23 protein-coding genes and 2 tRNA genes are annotated in these 24,547 nt (G+C 71.1%); 16 read left to right on the top strand and 9 right to left on the bottom strand.

Going from position 1 to position 24,547, the window contains the following annotated elements:
• Nucleotides 1-50: 50 nt before the first annotated feature.
• Together dnaN and FBZ83_RS03730 are read right to left on the bottom strand one after the other, a co-directional pair.
• Entirely contained in the window at nt 51-1,181 is a 1,131-nt protein-coding gene (dnaN, locus tag FBZ83_RS03735) for a DNA polymerase III subunit beta (protein ID WP_145681111.1), read from the bottom strand.
• A 262-nt stretch (nt 1,182-1,443) separates the two neighbouring features.
• Entirely contained in the window at nt 1,444-2,325 is an 882-nt protein-coding gene (locus tag FBZ83_RS03730) for an SDR family oxidoreductase (RefSeq protein ID WP_145681110.1), read from the bottom strand.
• A gap of 52 nt (nt 2,326-2,377) precedes the next feature.
• On the opposite strand from FBZ83_RS03730, the gene FBZ83_RS03725 reads away from it, so the two are divergent.
• From FBZ83_RS03725 to FBZ83_RS03710, 4 genes are all read left to right on the top strand, one after another.
• Nucleotides 2,378-3,187 (top strand): tetratricopeptide repeat protein, encoded by an 810-nt coding sequence (locus FBZ83_RS03725; RefSeq protein WP_145681109.1) that lies wholly within the window; start codon nt 2,378-2,380, stop codon nt 3,185-3,187.
• Nucleotides 3,188-3,332: 145 nt separating this feature from the next.
• Nucleotides 3,333-3,632, top strand: coding sequence for a FeoA family protein (locus tag FBZ83_RS03720; protein ID WP_051658377.1), 300 nt, complete (start codon nt 3,333-3,335; stop codon nt 3,630-3,632).
• A gap of 53 nt (nt 3,633-3,685) precedes the next feature.
• Nucleotides 3,686-5,587, top strand: a complete 1,902-nt coding sequence (gene feoB, locus FBZ83_RS03715; RefSeq protein WP_145681108.1) for a ferrous iron transporter B — start codon at nt 3,686-3,688, stop codon at nt 5,585-5,587.
• A gap of 33 nt (nt 5,588-5,620) precedes the next feature.
• Nucleotides 5,621-5,806 (top strand): hypothetical protein, encoded by a 186-nt coding sequence (locus tag FBZ83_RS03710; protein WP_145681107.1) that lies wholly within the window; start codon nt 5,621-5,623, stop codon nt 5,804-5,806.
• A 2-nt stretch (nt 5,807-5,808) separates the two neighbouring features.
• On the opposite strand, the gene FBZ83_RS03705 is transcribed toward FBZ83_RS03710, so the two are convergent.
• Nucleotides 5,809-7,446 carry a bifunctional diguanylate cyclase/phosphodiesterase gene (locus FBZ83_RS03705; protein ID WP_145681106.1) on the bottom strand — a complete coding sequence of 546 codons (1,638 nt, stop codon included), beginning with the start codon at nt 7,444-7,446 and terminating at the stop codon, nt 5,809-5,811.
• A gap of 317 nt (nt 7,447-7,763) precedes the next feature.
• Here FBZ83_RS03705 and FBZ83_RS03700 point away from each other — a divergent pair, with 317 nt between their 5' ends.
• The 3 genes from FBZ83_RS03700 (at nt 7,764) to FBZ83_RS03690 (ending at nt 11,547) form a co-directional block, all read left to right on the top strand.
• Nucleotides 7,764-9,332: a glycosyltransferase gene (locus FBZ83_RS03700; RefSeq protein WP_145681105.1), complete on the top strand. Its 1,569-nt coding sequence runs from the start codon at nt 7,764-7,766 to the stop codon at nt 9,330-9,332.
• A 10-nt stretch (nt 9,333-9,342) separates the two neighbouring features.
• On the top strand, nt 9,343-10,596 hold the full coding sequence (locus tag FBZ83_RS03695; protein WP_145681104.1) for a glycosyltransferase: 1,254 nt from the start codon (nt 9,343-9,345) through the stop codon (nt 10,594-10,596).
• A 126-nt stretch (nt 10,597-10,722) separates the two neighbouring features.
• Complete coding sequence (locus FBZ83_RS03690; protein WP_145681103.1) at nt 10,723-11,547, top strand: alpha/beta fold hydrolase; 825 nt, start codon at nt 10,723-10,725, stop codon at nt 11,545-11,547.
• Nucleotides 11,548-11,558: 11 nt separating this feature from the next.
• Here the strand turns inward: FBZ83_RS03690 and FBZ83_RS03685 are convergent, their stop codons facing one another.
• Nucleotides 11,559-12,215: a response regulator transcription factor gene (locus FBZ83_RS03685; RefSeq protein ID WP_145681102.1), complete on the bottom strand. Its 657-nt coding sequence runs from the start codon at nt 12,213-12,215 to the stop codon at nt 11,559-11,561.
• Entirely contained in the window at nt 12,212-13,840 is a 1,629-nt protein-coding gene (locus tag FBZ83_RS03680) for an MASE4 domain-containing protein (RefSeq protein ID WP_145681101.1), read from the bottom strand. The genes FBZ83_RS03685 and FBZ83_RS03680 overlap by 4 nt, the downstream gene beginning before the upstream one ends.
• A 267-nt stretch (nt 13,841-14,107) precedes the next feature.
• Between FBZ83_RS03680 and FBZ83_RS03675 the strand changes: the two genes are divergently transcribed.
• The 8 genes from FBZ83_RS03675 (at nt 14,108) to FBZ83_RS03640 (ending at nt 22,017) form a co-directional block, all read left to right on the top strand.
• Nucleotides 14,108-14,779 carry a hydrolase gene (locus FBZ83_RS03675; RefSeq protein WP_014197758.1) on the top strand — a complete coding sequence of 224 codons (672 nt, stop codon included), beginning with the start codon at nt 14,108-14,110 and terminating at the stop codon, nt 14,777-14,779.
• Nucleotides 14,780-14,907: 128 nt separating this feature from the next.
• Nucleotides 14,908-15,243: a XapX domain-containing protein gene (locus FBZ83_RS03670; RefSeq protein WP_145681100.1), complete on the top strand. Its 336-nt coding sequence runs from the start codon at nt 14,908-14,910 to the stop codon at nt 15,241-15,243.
• A complete protein-coding gene (locus FBZ83_RS03665) occupies nt 15,240-17,216 on the top strand; it encodes an amidohydrolase (protein ID WP_145681099.1) in 1,977 nt (658 codons plus the stop codon). The genes FBZ83_RS03670 and FBZ83_RS03665 overlap by 4 nt, the downstream gene beginning before the upstream one ends.
• Nucleotides 17,217-17,230: 14 nt before the next feature.
• Nucleotides 17,231-17,683: a DoxX family protein gene (locus tag FBZ83_RS03660; protein WP_186465957.1), complete on the top strand. Its 453-nt coding sequence runs from the start codon at nt 17,231-17,233 to the stop codon at nt 17,681-17,683.
• On the top strand, nt 17,680-19,332 hold the full coding sequence (locus FBZ83_RS03655; protein WP_145681098.1) for an MFS transporter: 1,653 nt from the start codon (nt 17,680-17,682) through the stop codon (nt 19,330-19,332). Before FBZ83_RS03660 ends, FBZ83_RS03655 begins: the two co-directional genes overlap by 4 nt.
• Nucleotides 19,329-20,741: an alginate export family protein gene (locus tag FBZ83_RS03650; RefSeq protein WP_145681097.1), complete on the top strand. Its 1,413-nt coding sequence runs from the start codon at nt 19,329-19,331 to the stop codon at nt 20,739-20,741. The genes FBZ83_RS03655 and FBZ83_RS03650 overlap by 4 nt, the downstream gene beginning before the upstream one ends.
• Nucleotides 20,742-20,834: 93 nt before the next feature.
• On the top strand, nt 20,835-21,242 hold the full coding sequence (locus FBZ83_RS03645) for an EF-hand domain-containing protein (RefSeq protein ID WP_145681096.1): 408 nt from the start codon (nt 20,835-20,837) through the stop codon (nt 21,240-21,242).
• A gap of 169 nt (nt 21,243-21,411) precedes the next feature.
• The gene (locus FBZ83_RS03640) at nt 21,412-22,017 is read left to right on the top strand and encodes a hypothetical protein (RefSeq protein WP_145681095.1); all 606 of its coding nucleotides are present in this window, start codon (nt 21,412-21,414) and stop codon (nt 22,015-22,017) included.
• Between the two features lie 32 nt (nt 22,018-22,049).
• On the opposite strand, the gene FBZ83_RS03635 is transcribed toward FBZ83_RS03640, so the two are convergent.
• Both FBZ83_RS03635 and FBZ83_RS03630 read right to left on the bottom strand, forming a co-directional pair.
• Nucleotides 22,050-22,126: transfer RNA gene (locus FBZ83_RS03635), tRNA-Asp, on the bottom strand.
• Between the two features lie 4 nt (nt 22,127-22,130).
• A tRNA-Asn gene (locus FBZ83_RS03630) sits at nt 22,131-22,206 on the bottom strand.
• A 220-nt stretch (nt 22,207-22,426) separates the two neighbouring features.
• Here FBZ83_RS03630 and FBZ83_RS03625 point away from each other — a divergent pair.
• Nucleotides 22,427-23,005 (top strand): hypothetical protein, encoded by a 579-nt coding sequence (locus FBZ83_RS03625; RefSeq protein WP_145681094.1) that lies wholly within the window; start codon nt 22,427-22,429, stop codon nt 23,003-23,005.
• 9 nt (nt 23,006-23,014) lie between these two features.
• On the opposite strand, the gene FBZ83_RS03620 is transcribed toward FBZ83_RS03625, so the two are convergent.
• Both FBZ83_RS03620 and FBZ83_RS03615 read right to left on the bottom strand, forming a co-directional pair.
• The gene (locus tag FBZ83_RS03620) at nt 23,015-23,221 is read right to left on the bottom strand and encodes a hypothetical protein (RefSeq protein ID WP_114858830.1); all 207 of its coding nucleotides are present in this window, start codon (nt 23,219-23,221) and stop codon (nt 23,015-23,017) included.
• Nucleotides 23,222-23,336: 115 nt separating this feature from the next.
• Nucleotides 23,337-24,335: an MBL fold metallo-hydrolase gene (locus FBZ83_RS03615; protein WP_145681093.1), complete on the bottom strand. Its 999-nt coding sequence runs from the start codon at nt 24,333-24,335 to the stop codon at nt 23,337-23,339.
• Nucleotides 24,336-24,547 lie beyond the last annotated feature (212 nt).

Raw genomic sequence — 24,547 nt, 5'->3', positions numbered from 1 at the left:
ACGGGGTCCGGAGCGCACCGGCCCGAAAAGCGCCGATCCGTCCGGACCGGTCACACACGCATCGGCATCAACACGTAAAGGGCCGTGGCGTCGGCGACGTCGCGCACGATGGTCGGCGACGCGGCGTCGGCCAGCGAGAAGCGCGCGCCCTCGCCCTCGATCTGCTGCGTGATATCAAGCAGATAGCGCGAGTTGAAGCCGATTTCCAGGGGGCCTTCCTGGTAATTGACCTCCAGCTCCTCGGTGGCGCTGCCGGCCTCGGGGCTGGTGGCGGACAGGGTCAGCGTGCCGCGGGTCAGCGACAGCTTCACGGCCCGGCTCTTCTCGGTGGAGATGGTGGCGACGCGGTCCACGGCGGCGGCGAACAGCTTGGCGTCCACCTCCATCGTCTTGTCGTTGCCGACCGGGATCACCCGCTCGTAGTCCGGGAAGGTGCCGTCGATCAGCTTGGAGGTCACCACCACCGAATCGAAGGCGAAGCGGATCTTGTTGTCCGACAGCGACAGCTCGATGCGGTCGGCGGCCTCGTCGATCAGCTTGCGGATCTCGTTCACGGTCTTGCGCGGAACGATCACGCCGGGGATGCCGGCGGCGCCCTCCGGCAGCGGCATCTCGACCCGCGCCAGACGGTGGCCGTCGGTCGCCACGGCGCGCAGCACCGGCAGCTCGGCCCCGCCGGCCTTGGCCTTGGCGGCGTGCAGGTAGATGCCGTTGAGGTAGTAGCGCGTCTCTTCGGTCGAGATGGCGAAGCGGGTGCGGTCGACCAGCGCCCGCAGGTCGCCCGCCGTCAGGTCGAAGCGGTGCGGCAGGTCGCCGCCGGACAGCTGCGGGAAATCGTCGACCGGCAGGCAGGACAGCTTGAACTGCGACCGGCCGGCGCGCAGCGTCAGGATCGTGCCGTCGCCGCCGATGTCCAGCTCCACCTGGCTGCCGTCGGGCAGCTTGCGCACGATGTCGTACAGCGTGTGGGCCGGGGCGGTGGTGCCGCCGGAGCGGGTCACCGTGGCCGGGACCGTCTCGACGATCTCCAGGTCCATGTCGGTGGCGGCCAGCGACAGCTCGCCGTCGTTCGCCCGCAGCAGCACGTTGGACAGGATGGGAATGGTGTTCCTGCGCTCCACCACGCTCTGCACATGACCAAGGGACCGGAGAAGGGCGGCGCGTTCGATGATGATGTTCATGCTGGTCGTCGTCTCGGCAGGTCGTGTTTTTTGCGATTCGCAGGCGTACCCATGCCGGTCCGGCCGCAATCCAGCGGGCCGGAACGGGGGCGCATGATACCACAACGTCGGTTTTGCCGAACCAAATTCGTTCGGCGTGGCCGGGCGGTCGCCGGAAAGGACGATTCCGGCCCATCCGGAGGCCCGTGACGCCCCCGCGGGGTGCCGCCGTAGGGGGAATGCGGCCGGGGCGGGAGGGCGCGCGATTCGCGCTGGGGCGACTCTACCGCCCACCCTCCGCCGCGAATTGCGCGTCCAGCCCGGCGCGGTAGTCGGGGTAGGCCAGCTCGACACCGAGCTGGCGCTTGATGCGGTCGTTCTTCACCCGGCGGCAGTCGGCGTAGAAGCTGGCGGCCATCGGCGACAGGCCGGCCTCGTCGAAGGGCACCAGCGGCGGCGGCTCGACCCCCAGCAGGCCGCAGGCGTAGCTCACCACCTCGTGGGAGGGGGAGGGAAGGTCGTCGGCGACGTTGTAGACCGCGCCCAGCGTCGGCTTGTCCATCGAGGCGCGCAGCGTCGCCGCGATGTCCTCCACATGGATGCGGCTGAACACCTGACCGGGCTTGTCGACACGCCGGGCGGTGCCGTCGCGCACGTTGTCCAGCGCGCTGCGCCCCGGCCCGTAGATGCCGGCCAGCCGGAAGAGATGCATCGGCACGCCGTACTGGCGGTAGAGATTCAGCCAGCCGCGCTCCGCCTCGACCCGGCGCTTCTGCCGCTCGCCGGTCGGGCGCAGCCACGCCGCCTCACCCACCCACTCGCCCTGGGTGTCGCCGTAGACCCCGGTGGTGGAGAGGTAGCCGGCCCAGTCGAGCGTCCGCAGGTCCGCCAGATCCATGGCGTGCTGGTCGAGCACCGGGTCGCCCCGCTCGTCGGGCGGCACGCTGACCAGCAGATGGGTGGTGCCGGCGAGCGCCGCACGGGCGTCCTCCAGCGGGCGGCCCCGGTCGAACAGGAACGCCTCGACGCCCTGCGCCTCCAGGGCGGCGCGCTTGTCCTCGCCGCGGCAGGTGGCGGCGATCCGCCAGCCCTCGGCCTTCAGCCGGTCGGCGAACACGCGGGCTGTGAAGCCCAGGCCGAAGACGAACAGACGGGGTGAAGCCATGTCTTGCGGGGTCCTTGCGTCGGGAGCGGCAATGACGGAGTGTAAGGCCGCCATGAACCGACGCAACGCTTACCTCATCACGGCCGCGCTGGCGCTCCTCTCCGCCGGCCCGGCCTTCTCCGCTCCCACCGTCGATCACAACCGGGAGTTCCAGGCCTGTCTGACGCTCGCCGAGAAGCGCCCGGCCGAGGCGCTGGAGAGCGCGCAGACCTGGCTGAACCGCGGCGGCGGCGACCATGCCCGGCTGTGCCAGGCGCTGGCGCTGTTCCACAAGGGCGACTTCACGACCGCCGGGGCGCGGCTGGAGGAGCTGGCCCCGGTGCTGGGCAAGGACGACCCGAAGGCCGGGGCCTCGATCCTCGGGCGGGCGGGCTGGGCGTGGCTGCGCGCCGGCGACAACGCGCGGGCGGAGCGGGCCTACAGCCGTGCCCTGGCGCTCCAGCCGGAGGACGTGGACCTGCTGATCGACCGCGCCATCGCGCGGGCCGAGACGGAGCGGTTCTGGGACGCCGTGGCCGACCTGGACGCCGCGCTGAAGAAGGACCCGCAGCGGGCCGAGGCCTATCTCTACCGCGCCGCCGCCCACAAGGCGCTGGCCAACGACCGGCAGGCCGTCGCCGACATCGACCGCGCGCTGGAGCTGCGCCCCGGCGATCCCGACGCCCTGCTGCTGCGCGCCACCATCAAGGCGCAGACCGGGAATCTGCCGGGGGCGCGGGAGGATTGGAGCCAGATCGTCCGCAACACGCCGAACAGCGCGGCGGCCAAGACGGCGCAGGCCAACCTCGACCGCTCGGCCAAGGCGCCCGCTCCCGCGCCGGCGGCCAACGCGAAGGGCGGGGCGGCCCCCGCAAAGCCATAATCGGATTGTGGTCGTTACGCTAATATCACAGGGCTCCTGCGACATTTGGCGGCTGGACGAGTGCGAACGCTTCGCAGGATCATCCGCGGCGAAGAGGGGCGGACAGGAACGCGCCCCCCACCTCCCGGTGCGATCAGGTGCAGCCATGAGCGGTCATCCCACCCCCGAAACGGGCCAGTCCCCCGGCGGACGGCATTTGGGCGAGTTGAAGAAGGGCGAGCGCGCCCGCGTGACCGGCGTCGATGAGCGGGGGGTGGTCACCACCCTTCCCGAAGGGGAGCTGGAGCGGCGCATGATCGAGATGGGGCTGGTCGAAGGCTCCCACGTCGAGGTCCTGCACGAAGCCTTTCCGGGCCGCGACCCCATCGCCATCCGCGTGAACGAGCACACGCTGGCGCTCCGCCGCGCCGAGGCGCGCGCCGTGCTGGTGGCGCCCGCCGCCTGACGCGCGGCGCCATTTCCTTTCTTTAAAGCGACCCCCTGCAAGGACATCCGGCCATGTCGGTCCTGGACTCCGCCCTGCCGCCGCGCATCGCGCTGGTCGGCAACCCGAACTGCGGCAAGACCGCCCTGTTCAACGCGCTCACCGGTTCCCGCCAGAAGGTGGCGAACTACCCCGGCGTCACCGTGGAACGGAAGATCGGGCATTTCGTCAGCCCGCTCGGCCGCCGCGTCCAGGTGATCGACCTGCCGGGCACCTACAGCCTGCGCGCCCGCTCCCCCGACGAGGAGGTGACCCGCGACGTCGTGCTCGGCCGCTTCTCGCACGAGGACAGCCCCGACCTGCTGGTCTGCGTCGCCGACGCCACCAACCTGCGCCTGAACCTGCGGCTGGTGGTCGAGCTGAAGCGGCTGGGCCGCCCGATCATCCTGGCGCTGAACATGATGGACGCGGCGGAGAAGCGCGGCTGCCGCATCGACGCGGCGGCTCTGTCCGCGGCGCTCGGCGTGCCGGTGGTGCCGACCGTCGCCATCCGCCGCGGCGGCGTCCAGCCTCTGCTGGAGCAGATCGACGGCGCCATGGCCATGGCGTCCGATGCGGCGGCGGACGCGGCGGAGAATTCGGCCCCCTGCGGCTGGAGCGAGCCCTCCTCGCGCGACCTGCGGGCCTACCACCAGGAGGTCGAGGGGCTGCTGGCCGGCTGCGTGGCCGACGCCGGTCTGCCGCCGCTGGCGACCCGGCGGGTGGACGCCGTGCTGCTGCACCCGGTGTTCGGGCTGGCCTTCCTGTTCCTTGTGCTGTTCCTGATGTTCCAGGCGGTGTTCGCTTGGGCCGAGGCGCCGATGAACCTGATCGACGGCGCGGTCAGCGGGCTCAAGGACTGGGTGGCCGCCACCCTGCCGGACGGCGCGCTGCGCAGCCTGCTGACCGACGGCATTATCGCCGGGGTGGGCAGCGTGGTCATCTTCCTGCCGCAGATCCTGGTGCTGTTCTTCTTCATCCTGGTGCTGGAGGCGACCGGCTATCTCGCCCGCGCTGCCTTCCTGCTGGACCGGCTGATGGGCGGGGTGGGGCTGCACGGGCGTGCCTTCATCCCGCTGCTGTCCAGTTTCGCCTGCGCGGTGCCCGGCGTCATGGCGGCGCGCACCATCGAGAACCGGGCCGACCGGCTGGCGACCATCATGATCGCCCCGCTGATGACCTGCTCGGCCCGGCTGCCGGTCTACACGCTGCTGATCGCGGCCTTCGTGCCGGACCGTCCGCTGCTGGGCGGTCTGGTCGGGCTGCCGGGGCTGGTGATGTTCGCGCTCTACGCCGCCGGCATCCTGTCGGCGCTGGCCGTCGCCTTCGTGCTGAAGGGCACGGTGTTCAAGGGCGCGCGCGAGCCGCTGCTGATGGAACTGCCGGCCTACCGCCTGCCCAACCCGCGCGACATCGCGCTGGGCCTGTTCGAGCGGGCCAAGGTCTTCCTGGCGCGGGCCGGCACGACGATCTTCGCGCTGATGATTGTCATGTGGTTCCTGGCGAGCTTTCCCGGCGCGCCGGAGGGGGCGACCGAGCCGGCCATCCAGTATTCCATCGCCGGCATGATCGGCCACGCGCTGGAACCGCTGCTGGCGCCGATCGGCTTCACGTGGCAGATCGCCGTGGCGCTGGTGCCGGGCATCGCGGCGCGCGAGGTGGCGGTCGGCGTGCTGGGCACCATCTACGCGCTGAGCGAGAGCGGCGACGCGCTGCAATCCTCGCTGGCCGGGGCGCTGGCCGCCTCCTGGAGCCTGCCGACCGCGCTGTCGCTGCTCGCCTGGTACGTCTTCGCCCCGCAATGCGTCGCCACCCTGTCGGTGGTGAAGCGGGAGACCAACGGCTGGTTCTGGCCGGCGGTGATGTTCGCCTACATGATCACGCTGGCCTACGGGGCGAGCTTCATCACCTACCGCGTCGCGTCTGCGCTGCTGTAAGGGGCTGCTGTAAGGGAAGGGGAGGGCACGGCCATGTGGCAGGATCTTCTGGTTGTCTTGGTGGTGGCGCTGGCCGCGGCGTGGACGGTGTGGCGCGTGATCCTTCCGGCCGGACTGCGCGCCCGCCTGCTGGGCCGCGCCGCGCCACAGGGGACCGGTTGCGGCGGCGGGTGCAAGGGCTGCGGCCCGGCCGGCGGCGGCTCGGGTGGCTGCCACTGAGCCTACAAGGCGGGGACCCGGGCGCCGCCCTTCTTGACCGCGTACATCGCCTGATCGGCGTGGACGATGAGCTGCTGGGAGTCGCGCCCGTCCTGCGGGAAGACCGCGACGCCGATCGACAGGGCGAGCGTCAGCCGCAGCCCGTCGATCAGGATGGGCTCCCCCAGCGCCGCCCGGCATTTCTCGGCCACGGTCTCCGCACCGGCGCGGCTCGCCTCCACCTCCAGGATGATGGCGAACTCGTCGCCGCCGATGCGGGCGATCAGGTCGGCCTTGCGCAGCAGGTCGGACAGGCGGCGGGCCACCACCCGGAGAACCTCGTCGCCACGGCTGTGGCCATGGGCGTCGTTGATCGGCTTGAAGCCGTCCAGATCGATGTAGAGCAGGGCGAACGGCGTGTTGCCGCGCTCCGCGCGGTCGATGGCCTGCCGCAGCCGCTCGTGGAACATGGCGCGGTTGGGCAGGCCGGTCAGCGCGTCGTGGTGGGCCATGTGGGCCATCCGCGCCTCGCTGGCCCGCAGGGCGGCCTCCTGCTCCCGCAGCTTGCCCAGAAGATAGTTGAAGCCATGCACCAGCTCCCCGACTTCGTCCATGCGGCGGACCGGCAGCGGGGCCAGCTCGACATGCCCGTCGGCCATCTGGTGCATCCGCCGCGCCGCCTCGGTCAGCGGGCGGAAGAAGCGGCGCATGCCGAAGAACAGAACGGTCGCGGCGAAGGCGGCGATCATCAGGCTGTTGGTGATGATGAAGGTCTGCAGGTCCCGCACCCCCTCGAACGCCTCGGACGTGGGCAGGCGGGCGACCAGGAACCAGTCCGCCGTCGGGACGGAGGCTATGGCCGACAGTTCCTCCACCCCCGCCGCGTTGACGGTGATCCCGCTGCCGCGGTAGCCGGCCATGGCCCGGTCGTGCAGCGGATTCACCCCCTCAAGCGGCGTGGCGGCCAGGATCATGTTGTGATCGCTGGCCGAGACGAACAGCTTGTCGCGGGGGGAGACCAGAAGGAAGCCGCCGCTGCGCCCGATGCGGTTTCCCTGGACCAGATTGAGGAAGCCGGGCGACGAGAGGGCCGTGGCGCCGGACAGCACCGCGACCGGGCGCCCGGCGTCGTCGGTGACGGTCATCGCCATGACCACCATCGGCTCCCCGTCGAGGGAGGAGCGGGCGGGCCGCCCGATCACCGGTTCGCGGCTGGACAGCGCCGAGCGGAACCAGTCGCGGTCCGAAACATCGAAGTCCGGCGCCCGATGCCGTTGCGGATAATCGGCGAAAACACCGTGGCCGTCCGGCCGGACGACCATCAGCCCGCGCGAGAACAGGGGCGCGATCTCCTGATGGGTCTTCAGCCAGTCGCGCAGGGCCGCGGGATCGTCGAGGATCGCCAGCGGCAGGCTTCCGGCGGCGCGGCGCAGGAGGTCGAGCCGTGCCTTGATCTTCTCATCGATGTCGTGGGCGACGTAAGACGCCGTCGATTGCTGCTGTGACGAGGTGAGGTCGTCGATCTTGCCCTCCAAAAAGGAGGACAGAACCCAAACGCGCGCGCAGGCGCCGACCAAGACCAGGGCTAGTCCAAACAGCATAAGACGAACGACGATGCTGCGGCACTGCCGACTCAGTCCATTGGTCGCGGCGATGAGCATTCGCAAGCTCTGCTCCTCCAAGAAACCGTTTTCTTATTTCCCAGATGGCCAGGCTTCGCGCCCACCGCCCGCCGAAGATAGACGATGCCACGCCCGTTCGGAAGACGGAAAGGGCAGCGAATCCCCCTCAAATGCACCGGAACTGATTGAAAAAACGAAATATTTCCACCGAGGAGCGAGAAGCCCCCGTGTTGGCTCGCGTCTTTTCCGCGTTGGTGATAACAAAGCCCGTGGTGGGGCGATGCGTCGGGCTGCGCCGCTGTCCGGCCTCCCGCCGTCCCGCCATTCACGGTCCCTGTCCGATCCGGAGCGCCGAGATGCCGAACGACTCCAGCCGAGCCTCCGATCTTCTGTCCTCGGTTGCGGCGCGCCTGTGCGGACCCGCCGGAACGGGGGAGGACCTGAAGGCCATCGCCGATGTCTGCGAGGAGGCGCGGGCCGCGGGGCTGGGCGCCGACCCGGAACGGATGGCTGCGCTGGACAGCGCAGTCGCGGGCGTCGACCCGATCCTGCGGGAATCCGCTCTGGCCCACATCTCCGGCGACCTGCGGCGCTTCGCCCGCATCCTGGACATGGTCGAGCATGTGCTGGATTTGGCGCCGCTGGAAGGCGTCAACCAGATCTACTGGTCGATGCAGCGGCAGATCTTCCTGACGCGCATGGACGCGGCGACCCAGCCCGACTTCTTCACCAACAGGCTCTTCCCCTTCTACGAACGTTTCCTGGGCGAGGTGGCGCGGCGCCTGGATCTGCGCCCGGCCCCACGGCCCGCCGGGGCGCCGGCCACCGGGCGGGTGGTGATGGTCACCAACCAGCTCCTGTCCGCGTATCACCAGCCCTCCCGCGACCTGCTGCGGCAGGCGGCCCTTCTGCAGGGGGGCGCCGGGCGGGAGGTGCTGATCCTCAACACCAACATGATGCCGGACCGCTACCACAGCCCCTTCGTCCCGCCCTTCGCTGCGGCCATCGAGGCGCAGTTGAACGGCGAGCAGCTCATCGCCTTCGAGGACCAGCGCTTCCGCCTGATCTCCTCGGTCGAACCGGGCCTGACGGCGGGCAAGCTCAAGGGCTTCCTGGCGGCGGTCGAGGCGTTCGACCCGGATGTGGTGATCGGCTTCGGCGGGTCGGTGCTGCTGGCCGACCTGCTTGGCGCGGTGCGCCCGCTGCTGTGCATCCCGACGACCACCGGCACGCCCGTCACCCTGGCCGACATCGCGCTGGACTTCGGCGGCACCTCCCCGCCGCCGGAAGGGGGGCGCTTCGCCCGCGCGTGGCGGCCGTTCCGCTTGGGCCTGTCGCTGCGCCCGGACGACGGCGCGCCCGCCGCCGCCCGCGCGGATTTCGGCATTCCCGAGAACGCTTTTCCCTGCGTGGTGATCGGCAACCGGCTGGACGCCGAGGTGGGGGCGGCGTTCCTGGCGCTTCTGGAGCGGCTTCTCGACGCGATCCCCCGCGCCGTGGTGCTGTTCGCCGGGGACGCCGGGGCCTTGCCCGGACGACTCGCCGCCTCCCGCCACGCCGGGCGGCTGCGCAGCCTGGGCTGGGTGGAGCGGATGGACGGGCTGCTGGGGCTGTGCGGCCTCTGCCTGAACCCGCGCCGCACCGGCGGCGGGGCGAGCGCGGCGCAGGCGCTGGCGGCGGGCGTGCCGATCCTGTCCTTTCCAGGCGGCGACGTGGCGAGCGTCGCCGGGCCGGAGTTCCTGGTGACGGACGAGGACGCCTTCATCGCGCGGGCGGCGGCGCTGGCCGCTTCTCCGGAGCGGCTGGAGCAGGCCCGCGCCGCCGCCCGCGCCCGCTTCGCGGCGGTCCAGGGGGAGGGGGGCGACGCCGCCCGCCTCGCCGCCCTGCTGGACGAGGCCGTCGCCCTGCACCGGCAGCGGGCGTGAGGGGGCGGCGATGCGCGTGCTGCTCTGCGGGCAGGGAACGTCGGAAATCCTCTGGTCCATCCACGCCGCCCTGGTCGCGCTGGGCCATGAGTCGGTTCTGGCGCTGCCCGACATCTCGCGGGAGGTGATCGACCGGCCGATCGACGTCCTCCTGGCGCTGAACCTGTTCGAGATCCCGCGCGACACGGTGGAGATGCTGGCCGCCTATGTGGCGTCCTTCGGCACGCGTCCGGCCATCGTGCACATCTGCCTGAAGCACCCGCTGGAGGAGATCGGCGCCGCCACCCCCGCGGCGGTGGCGGAGGCGGACCGCTGGATGGAGCGCTGGAACGTCCGGATGTGGTGCATGTGCCCCGGCGTGGCGGAGCAGTGCGGGCGGCTGGGCCTGACGCGGGTGTTCCACGCCCCGCTGGGGGTGCATCCCTGGATCTGCGCCCTGCGGGACGGCGACGGCGCGGTGCATCTCTACAAGCGCTGGATGTCCCAGGCCGATCCCGGGCTGGTCCGCTACCCCTACCGCGCCATGACGGGAGAGGCCGGGGACCGGGACGAGACGCCGCTGGTCGCCGGGCGCTTCGTCTATCTCGGGCAAAGCTGTGCCCCGGCGGACCCCACCGACCCCGCCATCCGGCGTGCCGCCGAAACCGTCGCCGAGGCGATGCGCGCCCGGCCGGTGCTGCACCGGACGGCGGCCATGGACCTGTGCGGCCTGGGCGGGCCGTCCGCCGATCCTGCCTGGACGCTGGCGTTCAACCGGGCCTTCGCCGCGGTCTTCGCGGTGGAGAACCGCCGGCGCTTCGCCACCGCCCTGCGCGACGCCTTCGGGGAGGCCTTCGCCCTGTGGGGGGACGGCTGGGACCGGCACGGCCTCGCGGCGCATCCGGTCTCCCCGGGCCCGCGCGCCCTCTATCACGAGGCCGCGGCCTGCCTGGATTTCGGAAGCCTCGCCTACGACACGGCGATCTTCCCGCGCACCCTGGAGATCCTGAAGCGCGACGGCCTGCTGGTGAGCTGGCGGCACGCCGACAGCGCCCGGCTGTTCGGCCCCGTCGAGGACGATCTGACCTTTGGCGATGGCGAGGAGGCGGTGCAGCGGTTGGCGGCGTTGCGCGACGACCCGGATCGCCGGGCGCGGCTGCGGTCCGCCCATCGCGACTGGGTGTTCGACCACCTGTCGCTGGAGCGCGTCCTTCCCGCCGTGCTGGCGGACGGATGTCCACTTTCCCCCCATACGCTCTCCCAGTCCACCGATACCTCCGTATAGTTTCCAGGCCCGCCCGCCTCCGGCACTGTAGTGGCGAAGACGAGCCTCCGCGTTGCCCATGGAAGATCGTTATCCGTCTTCCCGTCGCGCCGCGGAACTTTCGCGCGTCCAAAAAAGGAGGGGGTTTTGAGCACGATTTCCACCAAGGACGGCACCCGCATCTTCTACAAGGACTGGGGCAGCGGGCAGCCGGTGGTGTTCTCGCACGGCTGGCCGCTCAGCGCCGACGCCTGGGACGGGCAGATGCTGTTCTTCGGCCAGCAGGGCTACCGGGTCATCGCCCATGACCGGCGCAGCCATGGCCGGTCCGACCAGACCTGGACCGGCAACCACATGGACCAATACGCCGACGATCTGGCCGAATTGCTCGACGCGCTGGACGTGCGCGACGCGGTGATGATCGGCCATTCGACCGGCGGCGGCGAGGTCGCCCGCTACATCGGGCGCCACGGCACCGGGCGCGTCGCCAAGGCCGTGCTGGTCGGCGCGGTGCCGCCGATCATGCTGAAGACCGCGGCCAACCCCGGCGGTCTGCCGATGGAGGTCTTCGACGGCATCCGCAAGGGCACCTACGACGACCGGTCGCAATTCTTTCTCGACCTGACCATGCCCTTCTACGGCTTCAATCGCGACGGGGCGAAGGTGTCGGAGGGGATGCGGCAGTCCTTCTGGCTCCAGGGCATGATGGCCGGGATCAAGGGCGCCTACGACTGCATCCAGCAATTCTCGGAAAGCGACTTCACCGAGGATCTGAAAAAGATGGCGGTCCCGACGCTGCTCATCCACGGCGACGACGACCAGATCGTGCCCATCGACGCGGCGGCCCGCCGCGCCGTGGAGATCGCGCCGCAGGCGACGCTCAAGGTCTACGAGGGGGCGCCGCACGGCCTGACGGCCACCCACCAGGACCGCTTCAACGCCGACGTGCTGGCCTTCATCAAGGGGGCGTGAGCCGAAGCCGGTCAGGCGTCGCCGGCGAGGGTCACCTTGTCGGCGATGCGGACCAGATCGGGCAGGGACCGCGCCTGCATCTTGCGCATCACGCTGGCGCGGTGGACCTTCACGGTGATCTCGCTGAGCTGCAGCTCGGCGGCGATCTGCTTGTTGAGCTGCCCGGCGGCGACGAGCCGCATCACCTCCCGCTCGCGCGGGGTCAGGCTGCGGAACCGCTCGCGCAGGTCGCACAGCGCGTCGAGCGCGCGGCGGCGGTCGCGGTCGCGCTCGATGCCGGTGTGGACGGCGTCGATCAGGTCCTGGTCGCGGAAGGGCTTGGCGAGGAACTCGACGGCGCCGGCCTTCATCGCCGTCACCGACATGGGAATGTCGCCGTGGCCGGTGATGAAGACGACCGGCAGATGGATGTCCGTTCCGCTCAGCTCGCGCTGGAACTCCAGCCCGCTCTGGCCCGGCAGCCGCACGTCGAGCACGAGGCAGCCGGGGGCGTCGGGCAGGCGCTGCTGCAGGAACTCCTGCGCCGAGGCGAAGGGCAGTGCGGTCAGCCCGACCGAGCGCAGCAGGCTGACCAGCGAGTCCCGGATCGAGGGATCGTCGTCGATGATGGCGACGAAGGGCGTTTCCGCGGGTATGGCGGACCGGTCGGAGAGGGAGCGGTCGGTCATCGCGTCCGCTCCAGCTCCGCCCCGGCCGCCGGCCGTTCCGGCTCGTCGTCGGCGGGCAGGGTGAAGCGGAAGACGGCGCCGTGGGGCTGGTTGGCGGCCACCCACAGCCGGCCGCCATGGGCCTCGACGATCGACTGGCAGATGGTCAGCCCCATGCCGATCCCATGCTCCTTGGTGGTGAAGAAAGGTTCGAACAGCCGCTCCTCCTGGGACGCCTGCAGGCCGGTGCCGGTGTCCTCCACCGACACGATGACGTCCGTGAGCCCGCGGCGGCGCGAGCGGATGCTCAGAACGCGCGGCCGGTCGGTGACCGTGGCCATGGCGTCGTCGGCGTTGGCGATCAGGTTCAGCAGCACCTGCTCGAGCTGCACCGTGCTGCCGTTGACCGGCGGCAGGCGCTGTTGGAGGTCGGTCCGCACGGCGATGCGGTTCAGGCGGCGCTCGCCCTCCGTGCGGTCGAGCGCGCTGCGGATCACCCCGTTGATGTCCAGCCGGCTGCGCTGGGGCGGCGTCTTGCGGAAGGAATCGCGGATGCAGGCGATCACCCGCGCGGCGCGGTGTCCGTCGTCGGAAATCCGCTTCAGCGCCGCCCGCACCTCCACCAGGTTGGGCGACGGGCGGTCGAGCCAGCGCAGCCCGGCGCCCGCGTTGGTGACCATGCTCGCCAGCGGCTGGTTGACCTCGTGCGCGATGGAGGCGGAGAGCGCCTCCAGGCTGGCCAGACGCGCGTCGCGCACCCGCCGCTCCGCCGCCACCGAGCGGACCAGCCGCCCGTAGAGCGTCGTCATCTCGGCCAGCAGGACCAGCAGGACGATGCTGGAGGCGGCCAGCCCGAACACCCGTCCCGACCACCAGCCGGCGCTGAAGCGCCCGCCGCTGATGAAGCTCAGCAGGCAGGTCTCGATGGCCCAGGCGGCCAGCACGACCATCAGCCAGAGGTCGAGGACCGAGAGCCGCTGCCGCCCGAGGACGGCCAGTGCGGCGGCACAGAGCGCCAGGGCGGTCACCGGCACGACCATCCACAGCGGCGTTTCGCGCATGGTGTCGACCATCAGCCGCGGCAGATGGGCGTCGTCGGCCAGCGCGAAGGCGGTGAGACCCCCGGCCAGGGCCGCCGCCAGCGCCATGCCGCCGGCGATGGCGGGCAGGGCGGGACGGTGCGCCTCGCGCGGGCCGGCCTCCATGGCCTTGAGCAGCGCGTAGGCGAGGATGAACAGCGGCAGCCCGATGCGCCGCCCGGCGGCGACGATGGCCGTGCTTTGCAGGCCGGCGCCGAGCAGCCCGGTCGGCGCGAACACCCCGGGGAAGGTCAGCGCCCAGGGGACGATCAGCAGCGCCGTCGTCAGGTAGCCGGCGGCCAGCGCCAGCAGGGCCGGCGTGCGCTGCGTGGCGTAGAGCGCGAACAGCAGGACGGCGGTCATCAGTTCGGTCAGCAGGACCGCGGTGGCGTAGGCGGGCAGCAGAACCGCCGTCCCCTCCGTCGTCAGGCGGGCGAAGGGGGCGGCGATGGCCAGGGCGACCAGCAGACCGGCCACCGTGCCGACGGCCAGCCGCGTCTGTCCCGCCCGCGGCGGCAGGGTCGCCAGAAGAAACCGTTGGTCTCCGGGGTCATCGCTCGTGCGCATCACCGTCGCTCGCCCGCCCGTCGGGTCACGTCCGCCCTCAACCCTGCCTTCAACCCTCAAACCCAGCCTTTAACCCCGACCGGCACCGGCGGCGAGCGGCGCCTTGGCCTGATATACCAAGGTATAGGGCCCGCAAACGCAAGTTCAATGTCGCCGTCCTCCGTCCCTGACCGATGCTTCGACACACCGCCGGGCCACAGACATCGTCACGTGTTCGCCACGGCCATCGCCATTGGCACCGGCGCCAAAAACAACGGGGATAGAGACATGACCATCACCGCCACCGCGACTCCCGGCAAACTGCTCGTCTCGCCGAAGGACCACGCGCTGATCATGATCGATCATCAGTCGCAGATGGCCTTCGCGACCCATTCGATCGACGCCACGACTCTGCGCACCAACACCGCGCTGGTCGCCCACGCCGCCGCCGGCTTCGGCGTCTCGACCATCCTGACCACCGTCGCGGAAAAGAGCTTCTCCGGCCCGATCTTCTCCGAGATCACCGAGGCCTTCCCGGGGGCGGAGGTCACCGACCGCACCTCCATGAACACCTGGGAGGATGCGAACGTCATCAAGCGGGTGAACGGCCTGGGCAAGACCCGGCTGGTCTTCTGCGGCCTGTGGACCTCGGTCTGCATCGTCGGCCCGACCCTGTCGGCGCTGGACCAGGGCTTCGAGGTCTACGTCATCGCCGACGCCTGCGGCGACGTCTCGGTCGAGGCGCACCAGCGCGCCATGGACCGCATGGTCCAGGCCGGCGTCCGTCCGATGACCTCGCTCCAGTACATGCTGGAACTGCAGCGCGACTGGGCGCGCACCGAGACCTACGAGATGACCACCGGCATCGCCAAGAAGTACGGTGGCGCCTATGGCCTGGGCATCATCTACGCCAAGACGATGTTCGGCGCGTCGGAAGGCGGCCACAGCGCCGCCGCCTGACCTGCTGCGCTTGGTTCGGGGCGCTTGCTTCGCGGCGCCCGATGCCCCGCGCCGCGACGGACCGGTCCCGACCCTCCCCGGGGCCGGTCCGCCTCTTTCCGCCCATCCGGACGAAGAACAGGCACGCCATGATGCCCTATCTGCTTTCCCTCGGCGCCGGCATCCTGGTCGGCGTCCTCTACGCGTTTCTCGGCGTCCGCTCCCCGGCTCCGCCCACCATCGCCCTGATCGGCCTGCTCGGCATGCTGGTCGGCGAGCAGGCGGTGCCGGTGGTCAAGCGGCTGATCGCCGGGCAGCCGGTCCTCGCCTTCATCCAGAACGATTGCGCGCGCCACATCCTGGGGCCGCAGGCGGGCAATGCCGCTCCGGCCACTGCCTCTGCCCCGGCCTCTGCCGCCGCGGCGCCGGACGCCGCGAGCCCGTCGGCCCCCGCCGCGGACGCACCCCCGCGGGGTCGGGCATGACCGGGACCGGTCGCCCCGGCATCGGTCGCACCGGTGTTGGGCGTCGGGGCGCCATCGCCGGAAGCGCCGCCGCCACTCTGCTCGCCTCGCCCCTGCTCACCCGCCTTGGGAATGCCGCCATGCCGTCTTCCGACCTTCTGATCGTCAACGCCCGCATCACGACGCTCGACCGCGCCAACCCGCAGGCCGACGCCGTGGCGATCCGCGACGGGCGCTTCCTCGCCGTGGGGCGGGAGGCCGAGGTGCGCGCCGCCGCCGCCCCCGCCGCCACGGTGATCGACGCCAAGGGACGCCGCCTGATCCCCGGCCTGATCGACAGCCACATCCACGTCATCCGCGGCGGCCTGAATTACAACATGGAGCTGCGCTGGGACGGCGTGCCGACCCTGGCCGACGCCATGGCGATGCTGCGCGCCCAGGTGGCCCGCACCCCGGCCCCGCAATGGGTGCGCGTCGTCGGCGGCTTCACCGAGCACCAGTTCGCCGAAAAGCGCCTGCCGACGCTGGAGGAGCTGAACGCCGCCGCCCCCGACACGCCGGTCTTCATCCTGCACCTCTACGACCGCGCGCTGCTGAACGCCGCCGCGCTGCGGGCGGTGGGCTATGGCAAGGACACGCCCAACCCGCCGGGCGGCGAGATCCAGCGCGACGCCGCGGGCAACCCGACCGGCCTGCTGCTGGCCCTGCCCAACGCGATGATCCTGTACTCCACCCTCGCCAAGGGGCCGAAGCTGCCGGAGGAGTATCAGGTCAACTCCACCCGTCATTTCATGCGGGAGCTGAACAGTCTGGGCGTCACCAGCGTGATCGACGCCGGCGGCGGCTTCCAGAACTACCCCGACGACTATGCGATCATCGAGAAGCTGCACGCCGACGGCGAGATGACGCTGCGCATCGCCTACAACCTGTTTACCCAGAAGCCGAAGGAGGAGTTGAAGGACTTCGCCACTTGGTCTGACACGGTGAAGCCGGGCGACGGCGACGACCGCTACCGCCTGAACGGAGCGGGGGAGATGCTGGTCTATTCGGCCGCCGACTTCGAGGACTTCCGTGTCGCCCGGCCCGAGATGCCGCCCAACATGGAGACGGACCTGGAGCCGGTGGTCCGCCTGCTGGCCGAGCGGCGCTGGCCGTGGCGGCTGCACGCCACCTACGACGAGACCATCGGCCGGGCGCTCGACGTCTTCGAGAAGGTCAACCGCGACATCCCGCTGCAGGGGCTGAACTGGTTCTTTGACCACGCCGAGACGATCAGCGACCGCAACATCGACCGCATCGCGGCGCTTGGCGGCGGCATCGCCGTGCAGCACCGCATGGCCTATCAGGGCGAGTATTTCGTGGAGCGCTACGGCGCCAAGGCCGCCGAGGCCACGCCGCCCATCGCGAAGATGATGGCCGCCGGGGTGCCGGTGGGCGCCGGGACGGACGCCACCCGTGTGGCGAGCTACAACCCCTGGGTCTCGCTGTCCTGGCTGGTCACCGGCAAGACGGTGGGTGGGCTGTCGCTCTACCCGATGGCGAACCGGCTGGACCGCGAAACGGCGCTGCGCCTGTGGACGGAGGCCAACACCTGGTTCTCCAACGAGCAGGGCAAGAAGGGCCGGATCGAGGCGGGGCAGCTCGCCGACGCGGCGCTGCTCAGCGACGACTACATGGCGGTGGCGGAGGACCGCATCCCCCACATCCGCTCGGTCCTGACCCTGCTGGGCGGCGCCGTGGTGCATGGCGAAGGCGATTACGACAAACTCGCCCCGCCGCTGCCCAAGCCGATGCCCGACTGGTCGCCGGTCGCCACGGTCGGCGGCTATCACCGCGACCCCAGGACGGTGCAGCGGCAGGCGGCGGAGTGCGGTTGCCACTCCGGCTGCGCCGTGCACGGCCATGACCACGCGGCGGCGCTGGGCGCCGACGTGCCCTCGTCCGACGCGCGCAGCTTCTGGGGCGTGTTCGGCTGCGGTTGCTGGGCGGTCTGAGGGGGAGCGCAACGATGGCCGATACCCTCTCCACGCGCAAGGACGCCATTGCGCCGGTCGCCGCCCTGCTCGACTGGCCGGGGACCGCCTGGCTCGCCCGCCTCGCCCTGGCGGCGCCCTTCGTCGTCAGCGGGCTGGTCAAGCTGACGGACTTCAACGGCGCCGTGGCCGAGGCGGCGGGGCTGGGGCTCGGCCTGCCGGTCCTCGTCGCAGTGGCGGTGATCGTCAGCCAGCTCGGCGGGTCGGCGCTGTTTTTGACACGGCGCTGGTGCTGGCTCGGCGCCGGGATCCTCGCCGGCTTCACGGTGGTCGCCACGCTGCTCGCCCACGCCTTCTGGACCTATGAGGGGCCGGACCGCGCGCGGCAGACCGCCACCTTCCTGGAGCATCTCGCCATCGTCGGCGGCTTCGCGGCGGCGGCGGTGCTCACCCATCGCGACTCCCGCCGCCGGGGAGGGGCCGCATGACCGCCGAGGCCGTCCCAACCCCCGGCGCACAGCCGCCCGGACATAAGCCCGCCGCATCCAAGCCGGCGGGTGCCTTCGCGCCGCTGAGCAACCGGCTGTTCGCCGTGCTGTGGGTGGCGGCGGTGCTGGGCAACGTCGGCACCTTCATGCGCGACGTGGCGAGCGCGTGGCTGGTGCTCGACCTGTCGGGATCGCCGTCCACCGTCGCGCTGATCCAGGCGGCGGGCTCGCTGCCCATCTTCCTGCTGGCGATCCCGGCGGGGGTGCTGTCGGACATCATGGACCGGCGGCGGATGCTGATCGTCATCCAGTGCCTGCTCGCCTGCGTAAGCGCCGCGCTGATGATCCAGGCGTGGCTGGGCGTCGCCAGCGTCGCCTCCATCGCCGGGCTGACCTTCCTCGGCGGGGTCGGGGCGGCGCTGATGGCGCCGGTCTGGCAGTCCATCGTGCCGGAACTGGTGCCGCGCGGCGAGCTGAAGGGCGCGGTGGCGCTGAACAGCCTGGGCATCAACATCGCCCGCGCCATCGGCCCGGCGGCGGGCGGCGCCATCCTGGCCGCCGCCGGGGCCGCCGCCACCTACGCGGTGGACGTCTCCTCCTACATCATCGTCATCGCCGCCCTGCTGTGGTGGCGGCGCACCCCCGATGCCCGCGACGATTTGTCGGAGCAGTTCGGCGGCGCGCTGCGCGCCGGGCTGCGCTATGCCCGCGCCAGCAAGGAATTGCACCGCGTCTTCCTGCGCGCCGGCCTGTTCTTCGCCTGCGCCAGCGCCCTGTGGGCCCTGCTGCCCATCGTCGCCGGACCGATGCTGGGCGGCGGGCCGGGCTTCTACGGCCTGCTGCTCGGCGCCGTGGGGGCGGGGGCCATCGGCGGGGCAACCGTCCTGCCGCGCCTGCGCGAGCGTCTGGGCGCGGACGGCCTGATGCTGGCGGCGGCGCTGGTCACCGCCGTGGTCATGGGCATCCTGGCCCTGGCCCCGCCGCGCTGGCTGGCGCTGCCGGTCCTGCTGGGCGCCGGTGCGGCCTGGATCGCCGTGTTGACGACGCTGAGCGCCACCACCCAGGCCATCCTGCCCAACTGGGTGCGCGGGCGTGGGCTGGCGCTGTACCTGACCGTGTTCAACGGCGCTTTGACGGCGGGCAGTCTCGGCTGGGGCGCGCTGGCCGACGCGATCGGCGTGCCGGCGACCCTGTGGGTCAGCGCCGCCGGGCTGCTCGCCGTCGCGGTGCTGTCCCGCGCGGTGCCGCTGCCGGAGGGCGAGGCCGACCTCACCCCGTCCAACCATTGGCCGGAGCCGCTGACCGCCGAGCCGGTGCGCAACGACCGCGGTCCGGTGCTGATCACCATCGAGTACCGGGTGGCCGCCGCCGACCAGCACGCCTTCCACGCCGCACTCCGCCGCCTGTCGGAGGCGCGGCGGCGGGACGGCGCCTACGCCTGGGGCGTCAGCCAGGATTCCGGCGATCCGGAACGGGTGCTGGAGTGGTTCTTCGTCGAATCCTGGGCGGAGCACCAGCGCCAGCACCGCCGGGTGTCCAACGCCGACGCGGACGTGCAGAAGGAGGCGCTGGCCTTCCACCGCGGCGACGGGCCGCCGCGGGTGTCGCACTTCCTGGCGCTGGAGCACCACGCGGGGCGGTCCTCGTGAGGCGGTGGCGCGGGGCGCTGGTTGCGGCTCTGCTGCTCCAGTCCGCCCCGGCCCCAGCGGAGACTCCGGCGGAGACTCCCGCGAAGACGCCCCCGCCGCTGACCAACACCCGCTACGACGAGGATTACCGCTACCTCCTCGACCCTGCGGCGGGCAGCGGCGCCTTCTGGGAGCGGTTCAAGGCGGTCCCGCTCAGCCCCGGCGGCACGGTTTCCCTGTCCACCGGGCTGGAGGCGCGGCTGCGCGGCGAGGCGGTGCGCAACAGCGGCTGGGGGCAGGACGAGCCGAGGAACGACGCCTACGGCCTGTGGCGCCTGCTGCCCTACGCCGACCTGCGCGCCGGCCCGGCCCTGCGGGTCTTCGGGCAACTGATCATGGCCGGTTCGGCGGGCAAGCTCGGGCCGGAGGGGGCGCCGGACGTCGATCGCACCGACCTGCTGCAGGGCTTCGCCGACCTCTCCGTCCCGCTGGGCGACGCGCAGGGCACGCTGCGGGCGGGGCGTCAGATGCTCGCCTATGGGTCGGAACGGCTGATCAGCCTGCGCTACGGCGCCAACGTGCCGCGCGCCTTCGACGCGGTGACGGGCATCGTGCAGTCCGGTCCCTGGCGGGTGGACGGCTTCCTCGGCCGCCCCGTCCGCGCGGCGCCCGACCTGTTCGACGACCGGCGCGACGGGGGTCGCTCCGCCTGGGGGCTGTACGCCACGCGCGGCGCAGGGGCGGGCTGGGGCACGGGGCTGGACGCCTACTACATCGGCTACGGCAACCGGGCGGCGTCCTTCGAGGGCGGGCAGGGACGGGAGGAGCGGCACACGCTGGGCACCCGCCTGTTCGGCAAGGCCGACGGCTGGGACTGGAACTGGGAGGCCATGCTCCAGACCGGCCGCATTGATGGCGACACCATCGCCGCATGGTCGGTCGCCAGCGACACCGGACACCGCTGGAACGGCCTGCCGCTGCGCCCGCGGCTCGGGCTGAAGGCCAACATCGCCAGCGGCGACCGCGATCCCGGCGACGGGCGGCTGGGCACCTTCAACCCCCTGTTCCCCCGCGCCAAGTATTTCGGGGAACTGACCCCGGTCGGGCCGCTGAACCTGATGAACCTGCATCCCTCCGTGGATCTGGCGCTGTCGGACGAGTTCAGCCTGTCCGCCTCGGCCATCGCCTATTGGCGGATGAGCCTGGAGGACGGCGTCTACGACCTGTCCGGCAACCTGCTCCGTTCCGGCGCCGGATCGCGGTCGCGCCACATCGGCACGCAGGGGGAGCTTGTGCTGTCCTACGCCGCCGGGCGCACGGTCGAGGGCTTGCTGTCCTACTCGCTGTTCCAGCCCGGCTCCTTCCTTCAGGACACCGGCCCCGCGAAGACCATCCACTTCGTCGGGATGGAGGCGGTGTTCAAGTTCTGATGGGCCATCGGTATGTTTCGGTACGGTACCTGCACCGGTCCCCTCTTTTGACGGCATCATCGCGAACGTCATGATGCATAGGGGCGCAGCAGCATGTTCCGCAGCACCGGTCCGGTCTTCCTCCTCGCAATTCTCGCCTCGCCGGTTGGATTGCAGGCGCCGGCTATGGCCGCCGAGATGCCGGATCGGGCGGGGCAGAAGGCCGACGTGTTCGATCTGTTCGACGAGAATGACGACGGGCGGATTTCGAACGCGGAGTTTCAGAACAACAAGATTCTGGTCTTCTATGTCTGGGACCGGAACCGGGACCTCGTGCTGACGCCCGATGAGACACCGCTGAGGCCCGAGGTGTTCGCCGCCGCCGCCGGGCCGGACGGGCGGATCGACAGCCTGGATTTCATCACGGTCATCGACGAGGCATTCCTCATCGCCGACACCAACCACGACTCCATGCTCGACCGGCAGGAGTTTCTTGCCTTCCGGCAGCGCATCCGTCCCTGAAGCGTGCCGCGGTCAGCGGGGCGCCGCCGTCCGTGGCAATGTTGCCGTTGCAACCCTCCCCTTCGGCGCGGCGGGATTACCGTAACTTACGGCCGCTGCCATGCCGGGAACGCCGGCCATCCGTGTAACGTTGCCGTCCAATCGACCCAAACACAGGCGGAGACGATCCATGAAGCGCCGAGTTCGTGCCATCCTTGCGGTGTTCCTGACCGGCGCGGTCCTCGCCGGCTGCGCGCCGGCGTCCGAGACCGCGCCGCCGTCCGCCGCCCTGGCCCCGGCGAGTGTCGAGCCGACGCCGCGGCTGTCCATGGTCGAGAACGTCCGCTCCACCGCCAAGGTGCGCGGAATCGACAAGGCCGCGCGGACGGTGATCCTGCAATTCCAGGACGGGCGGGAAGAGGCGGTGACCGCCGGCACCGCCGTGCGGAACTTCGACCGCATCAAGGTCGGCGACACCGTGCAGATCGAGTACGCCCGCCTGACCAACATCGTCACCCAGCCGCCGGGCGGCGGGCCGGGCGCCATTCAGCGGAGCAGCACGGACCGCGCCGCGGTCGGCGAGATGCCGCGCGCGTCGGCGATCACCACCACCCAGGTGACGGAGGTTGTCGAGGCCATCGACCTCAACCGACGGACGGTCACATTGCGCGGGCCGCAGGGGCGCACGCGCACGGTTCCGGTCCCGCCGGACGTGCAGGGGCTGGAGACGGTGAAGCCCGGCGACGAGGTGGTGATCAGCCGGACGGAGGCCGCCACGGTCACCGTGATGCGATGAGGGGAGAGGCGAAGGCCACCGATGAGGGAAGGTGGCGCGAGTGACGGGACTTGAACCCGCGGCCTCCGGCGTGACAGGCCGGCGCTCTAACCAACTGAGCTACACCCGCAATATGGCTCCGGATGCTGGACTCGAACCAGCGACACGCGGATTAACAGTCCGCTGCTCTACCGACTGAGCTAATCCGGAACGGAGGCCGGCTTATAAGCCCCTTTCCGGAGGCTGGCAAGGGGAAAACAACCCGGCGGCCGGATTTTCTGTCCGGCGCCGGTGGCGGCGATGCAGGGCCGTGACAATGGGGCCGAAATATGGCGAAGCCCTCGCGCGCCGGTTGACAGAGGGCGTGGCTTTCGCTTCCTTCCGGCCCCGGTTCCCGTCCCAATCCCCTGCCGCTGGTCGCCGTTCCCCCATGTCCAAGGTCGTTCCCTTCGCCCAGGCGCGCGAAGCCCTTCTCGCCCGTCTCACCGAGCAGCTTCCCCCCTCCACCGAGTGGGCGGGGCGCCTGATGCTGATGCCGGACGGCAACCGGGTGGAGCCGATGCCGGCGGAAGCGGCGGTGGAGGTGTTGCGCGCCTTCCGCGCCGGGCTGGGCGAGGCCATCGGCGCCGCCCCCTGCTCGGTCGGCGGCATGTGGGTGTCGCGGGAGGACTGCCTGGACTGGGACGGGCTGCTGGCCCCGCTGGCGGTGGCCGCCGGCTATGTGGTGGCCGGGGCGACCGGCGGCGACGGGCTGGCGGTGGAACTGTTCCGCTGCAAGGGCGCGCTGGCCGGCTGGGGCGTGCGCGGCCTGCGCGGCGAAGCGGCGGTGGCCCGCTCCGCCGGCTACGCCGTGGTGATGGTCAGCCGCCGCCCCGACGACCAGGAGATCGTGCTTGACCGTGTGATGGACACCTTCGGCTTCGTGATGCGCAGCCAGGGTGAGCCGGTGGTGGGCACCGGCGACCTCAGCGCCCGGCTGGCCCGCCGGGCCTGCCCGCTGCGGCGATAAGGCGGGCGGTCAGCGGTTCGGCGCGTCGGCCTGCACGATGCGGGTGACGGTCTGCAGACGCTGCACGTCGCGCACTTCCAGAACGATGCCCAGGTTCAGCGCGGCGAGCGTGTCCACCAGGGAGCGCATGCTGTCCCGCACCCGCTCCAACGCGTCGGGGCCATGGTCCGATTCGCTGCCGAGGGAGCTGACGAAGGCGCTGATTTCCAACTGCATTTAGACCGGGCTCCGCCTGTGTGGTGGGTGCTGTCCCGCAAGGCGTTACTCCGATCCGCGCGGTCGCGTCCATCGCGCTTGCGCCATAGGCCGCCGGGCGAATCCCTCCTATCCGCTAGGTCGGGGAGCGGCGGAAGCGCAGGGGTTCGCCGAAGCCGGGGACGGCGAAATGGGCGGGTTCGACCGCATGCTCGGCCAAAGCGTGGTGCAGCGCCCGGATGGGGGCGTCGATGCCCTCCGCGGTCAGCTGGAAGGTGCCGAAATGCATCGCGACGCTGTGTCGCGCCCCCAGGTCACAGTGCGCACGCACGGCGTCGGCCGGGTTCATGTGCTGGGCGGCCATGAACCAGCGCGGCTCGTAGGCACCGATCGGCAGCAGGGCGACGTCGATGGCGCCGAACCGCCGCCCGATCTCCTTGAAATGCGGGCAGTAGCCGCTGTCGCCCGCGAAATACACGGCCGCCTCCGGCGTCTCCACCACGAATCCGCCCCACAGGGTCTTGCGCCGGTCGAACGGGGTGCGGGCGGACCAGTGCTGCGCCGGGACGAAGGTGATCCGGGTGCCGTGCGGGCCGGGCAGGCTGTCCCACCAGTCCAGCTCGTGCACCGCGTCGAAGCCGGCGCGGCGCATCATCGGGCCGTTGCCGAGCCCCGTCATCACCTGCGGCACGCCGCGCCGCCGCGCCAGATGGCGCAGAGTCGGGGCGTCGAGATGGTCGTAGTGGTTGTGGCTGAGCAGGACCGCGTCGATGGCCGGCAAATCCTCCATCCGCACCGCGGGCTGGCGCACCCGCTTCGGCCCCAGCCGCCCGAAGGGGCCGGCATGGTCGGAGTAGACGGGGTCGGTCAGGAAGGCCGCTCCACCGATCTGGATCAGGAAGGTCGCCTGCCCGATGAAGGTGACCGCCACCTCGCCGCGCGCCGGGGTGACGGGGCGGAAAGGGCGGGGCGGCTCCGGCTCCGCCGGCGTCCAGCGCGGGCCGCGCGCCTTGTAGAGCCGCCACAGATCGCGCGGTCCCTTGTCCGTGTCGGCGTGCGGGTTGAAGAAGCGGCGTCCGTCCCAGTGGTCGGACGGAACGGCAGGAAAGCGGGGCTGGCTGTCGTCGCGCGGCATGACACCAGAAGTGGGGTGGTGCGGCGCCCTTGGCTAGGCCGCCGCCTGCCGCGATGCGGCAAGAATTTCGTGTCCGCGCGGCAAACAGTTCACGAGACGGAATGTCGGATCATTAAAGCATTGAAAGCGTTGCATTTTTCGGGGGCTGCCCTGCAATAAGCGCGCGTGTGGTATTAGGTATACCAGAGCATATTGGTCTCAACGAACAACCC

It is taken from the genome of Azospirillum brasilense, from assembly GCF_007827815.1.
In the GTDB taxonomy this organism is placed as follows: domain Bacteria; phylum Pseudomonadota; class Alphaproteobacteria; order Azospirillales; family Azospirillaceae; genus Azospirillum; species Azospirillum brasilense_C.
The sequence above is the reverse complement of the archived record's forward strand: the minus strand, read 5'-3'. Positions and strand labels throughout refer to the sequence as shown.

Bases quoted from the DNA above. Each gene is read 5' to 3' on its own strand.
- FBZ83_RS03660 (WP_186465957.1), top strand. From the start codon at position 17,231: ATGGCCGATACCCTCTCCACGCGCAAGGACGCCATTGCGCCGGTCGCC.
- FBZ83_RS03680 (WP_145681101.1), bottom strand. From the start codon at position 13,840: ATGCGCACGAGCGATGACCCCGGAGACCAACGGTTTCTTCTGGCGACC.
- FBZ83_RS03700 (WP_145681105.1), top strand. From the start codon at position 7,764: ATGCCGAACGACTCCAGCCGAGCCTCCGATCTTCTGTCCTCGGTTGCG.
- FBZ83_RS03620 (WP_114858830.1), bottom strand. From the start codon at position 23,221: ATGCAGTTGGAAATCAGCGCCTTCGTCAGCTCCCTCGGCAGCGAATCG.
- dnaN (WP_145681111.1), bottom strand. From the start codon at position 1,181: ATGAACATCATCATCGAACGCGCCGCCCTTCTCCGGTCCCTTGGTCAT.
- FBZ83_RS03685 (WP_145681102.1), bottom strand. From the start codon at position 12,215: ATGACCGACCGCTCCCTCTCCGACCGGTCCGCCATACCCGCGGAAACG.
- FBZ83_RS03645 (WP_145681096.1), top strand. From the start codon at position 20,835: ATGTTCCGCAGCACCGGTCCGGTCTTCCTCCTCGCAATTCTCGCCTCG.
- FBZ83_RS03725 (WP_145681109.1), top strand. From the start codon at position 2,378: ATGAACCGACGCAACGCTTACCTCATCACGGCCGCGCTGGCGCTCCTC.
- FBZ83_RS03720 (WP_051658377.1), top strand. From the start codon at position 3,333: ATGAGCGGTCATCCCACCCCCGAAACGGGCCAGTCCCCCGGCGGACGG.
- FBZ83_RS03665 (WP_145681099.1), top strand. From the start codon at position 15,240: ATGACCGGGACCGGTCGCCCCGGCATCGGTCGCACCGGTGTTGGGCGT.
- feoB (WP_145681108.1), top strand. From the start codon at position 3,686: ATGTCGGTCCTGGACTCCGCCCTGCCGCCGCGCATCGCGCTGGTCGGC.
- FBZ83_RS03625 (WP_145681094.1), top strand. From the start codon at position 22,427: ATGTCCAAGGTCGTTCCCTTCGCCCAGGCGCGCGAAGCCCTTCTCGCC.
- FBZ83_RS03640 (WP_145681095.1), top strand. From the start codon at position 21,412: ATGAAGCGCCGAGTTCGTGCCATCCTTGCGGTGTTCCTGACCGGCGCG.
- FBZ83_RS03655 (WP_145681098.1), top strand. From the start codon at position 17,680: ATGACCGCCGAGGCCGTCCCAACCCCCGGCGCACAGCCGCCCGGACAT.
- FBZ83_RS03670 (WP_145681100.1), top strand. From the start codon at position 14,908: ATGATGCCCTATCTGCTTTCCCTCGGCGCCGGCATCCTGGTCGGCGTC.
- FBZ83_RS03675 (WP_014197758.1), top strand. From the start codon at position 14,108: ATGACCATCACCGCCACCGCGACTCCCGGCAAACTGCTCGTCTCGCCG.
- FBZ83_RS03615 (WP_145681093.1), bottom strand. From the start codon at position 24,335: ATGCCGCGCGACGACAGCCAGCCCCGCTTTCCTGCCGTTCCGTCCGAC.
- FBZ83_RS03730 (WP_145681110.1), bottom strand. From the start codon at position 2,325: ATGGCTTCACCCCGTCTGTTCGTCTTCGGCCTGGGCTTCACAGCCCGC.
- FBZ83_RS03695 (WP_145681104.1), top strand. From the start codon at position 9,343: ATGCGCGTGCTGCTCTGCGGGCAGGGAACGTCGGAAATCCTCTGGTCC.
- FBZ83_RS03710 (WP_145681107.1), top strand. From the start codon at position 5,621: ATGTGGCAGGATCTTCTGGTTGTCTTGGTGGTGGCGCTGGCCGCGGCG.
- FBZ83_RS03705 (WP_145681106.1), bottom strand. From the start codon at position 7,446: ATGCTCATCGCCGCGACCAATGGACTGAGTCGGCAGTGCCGCAGCATC.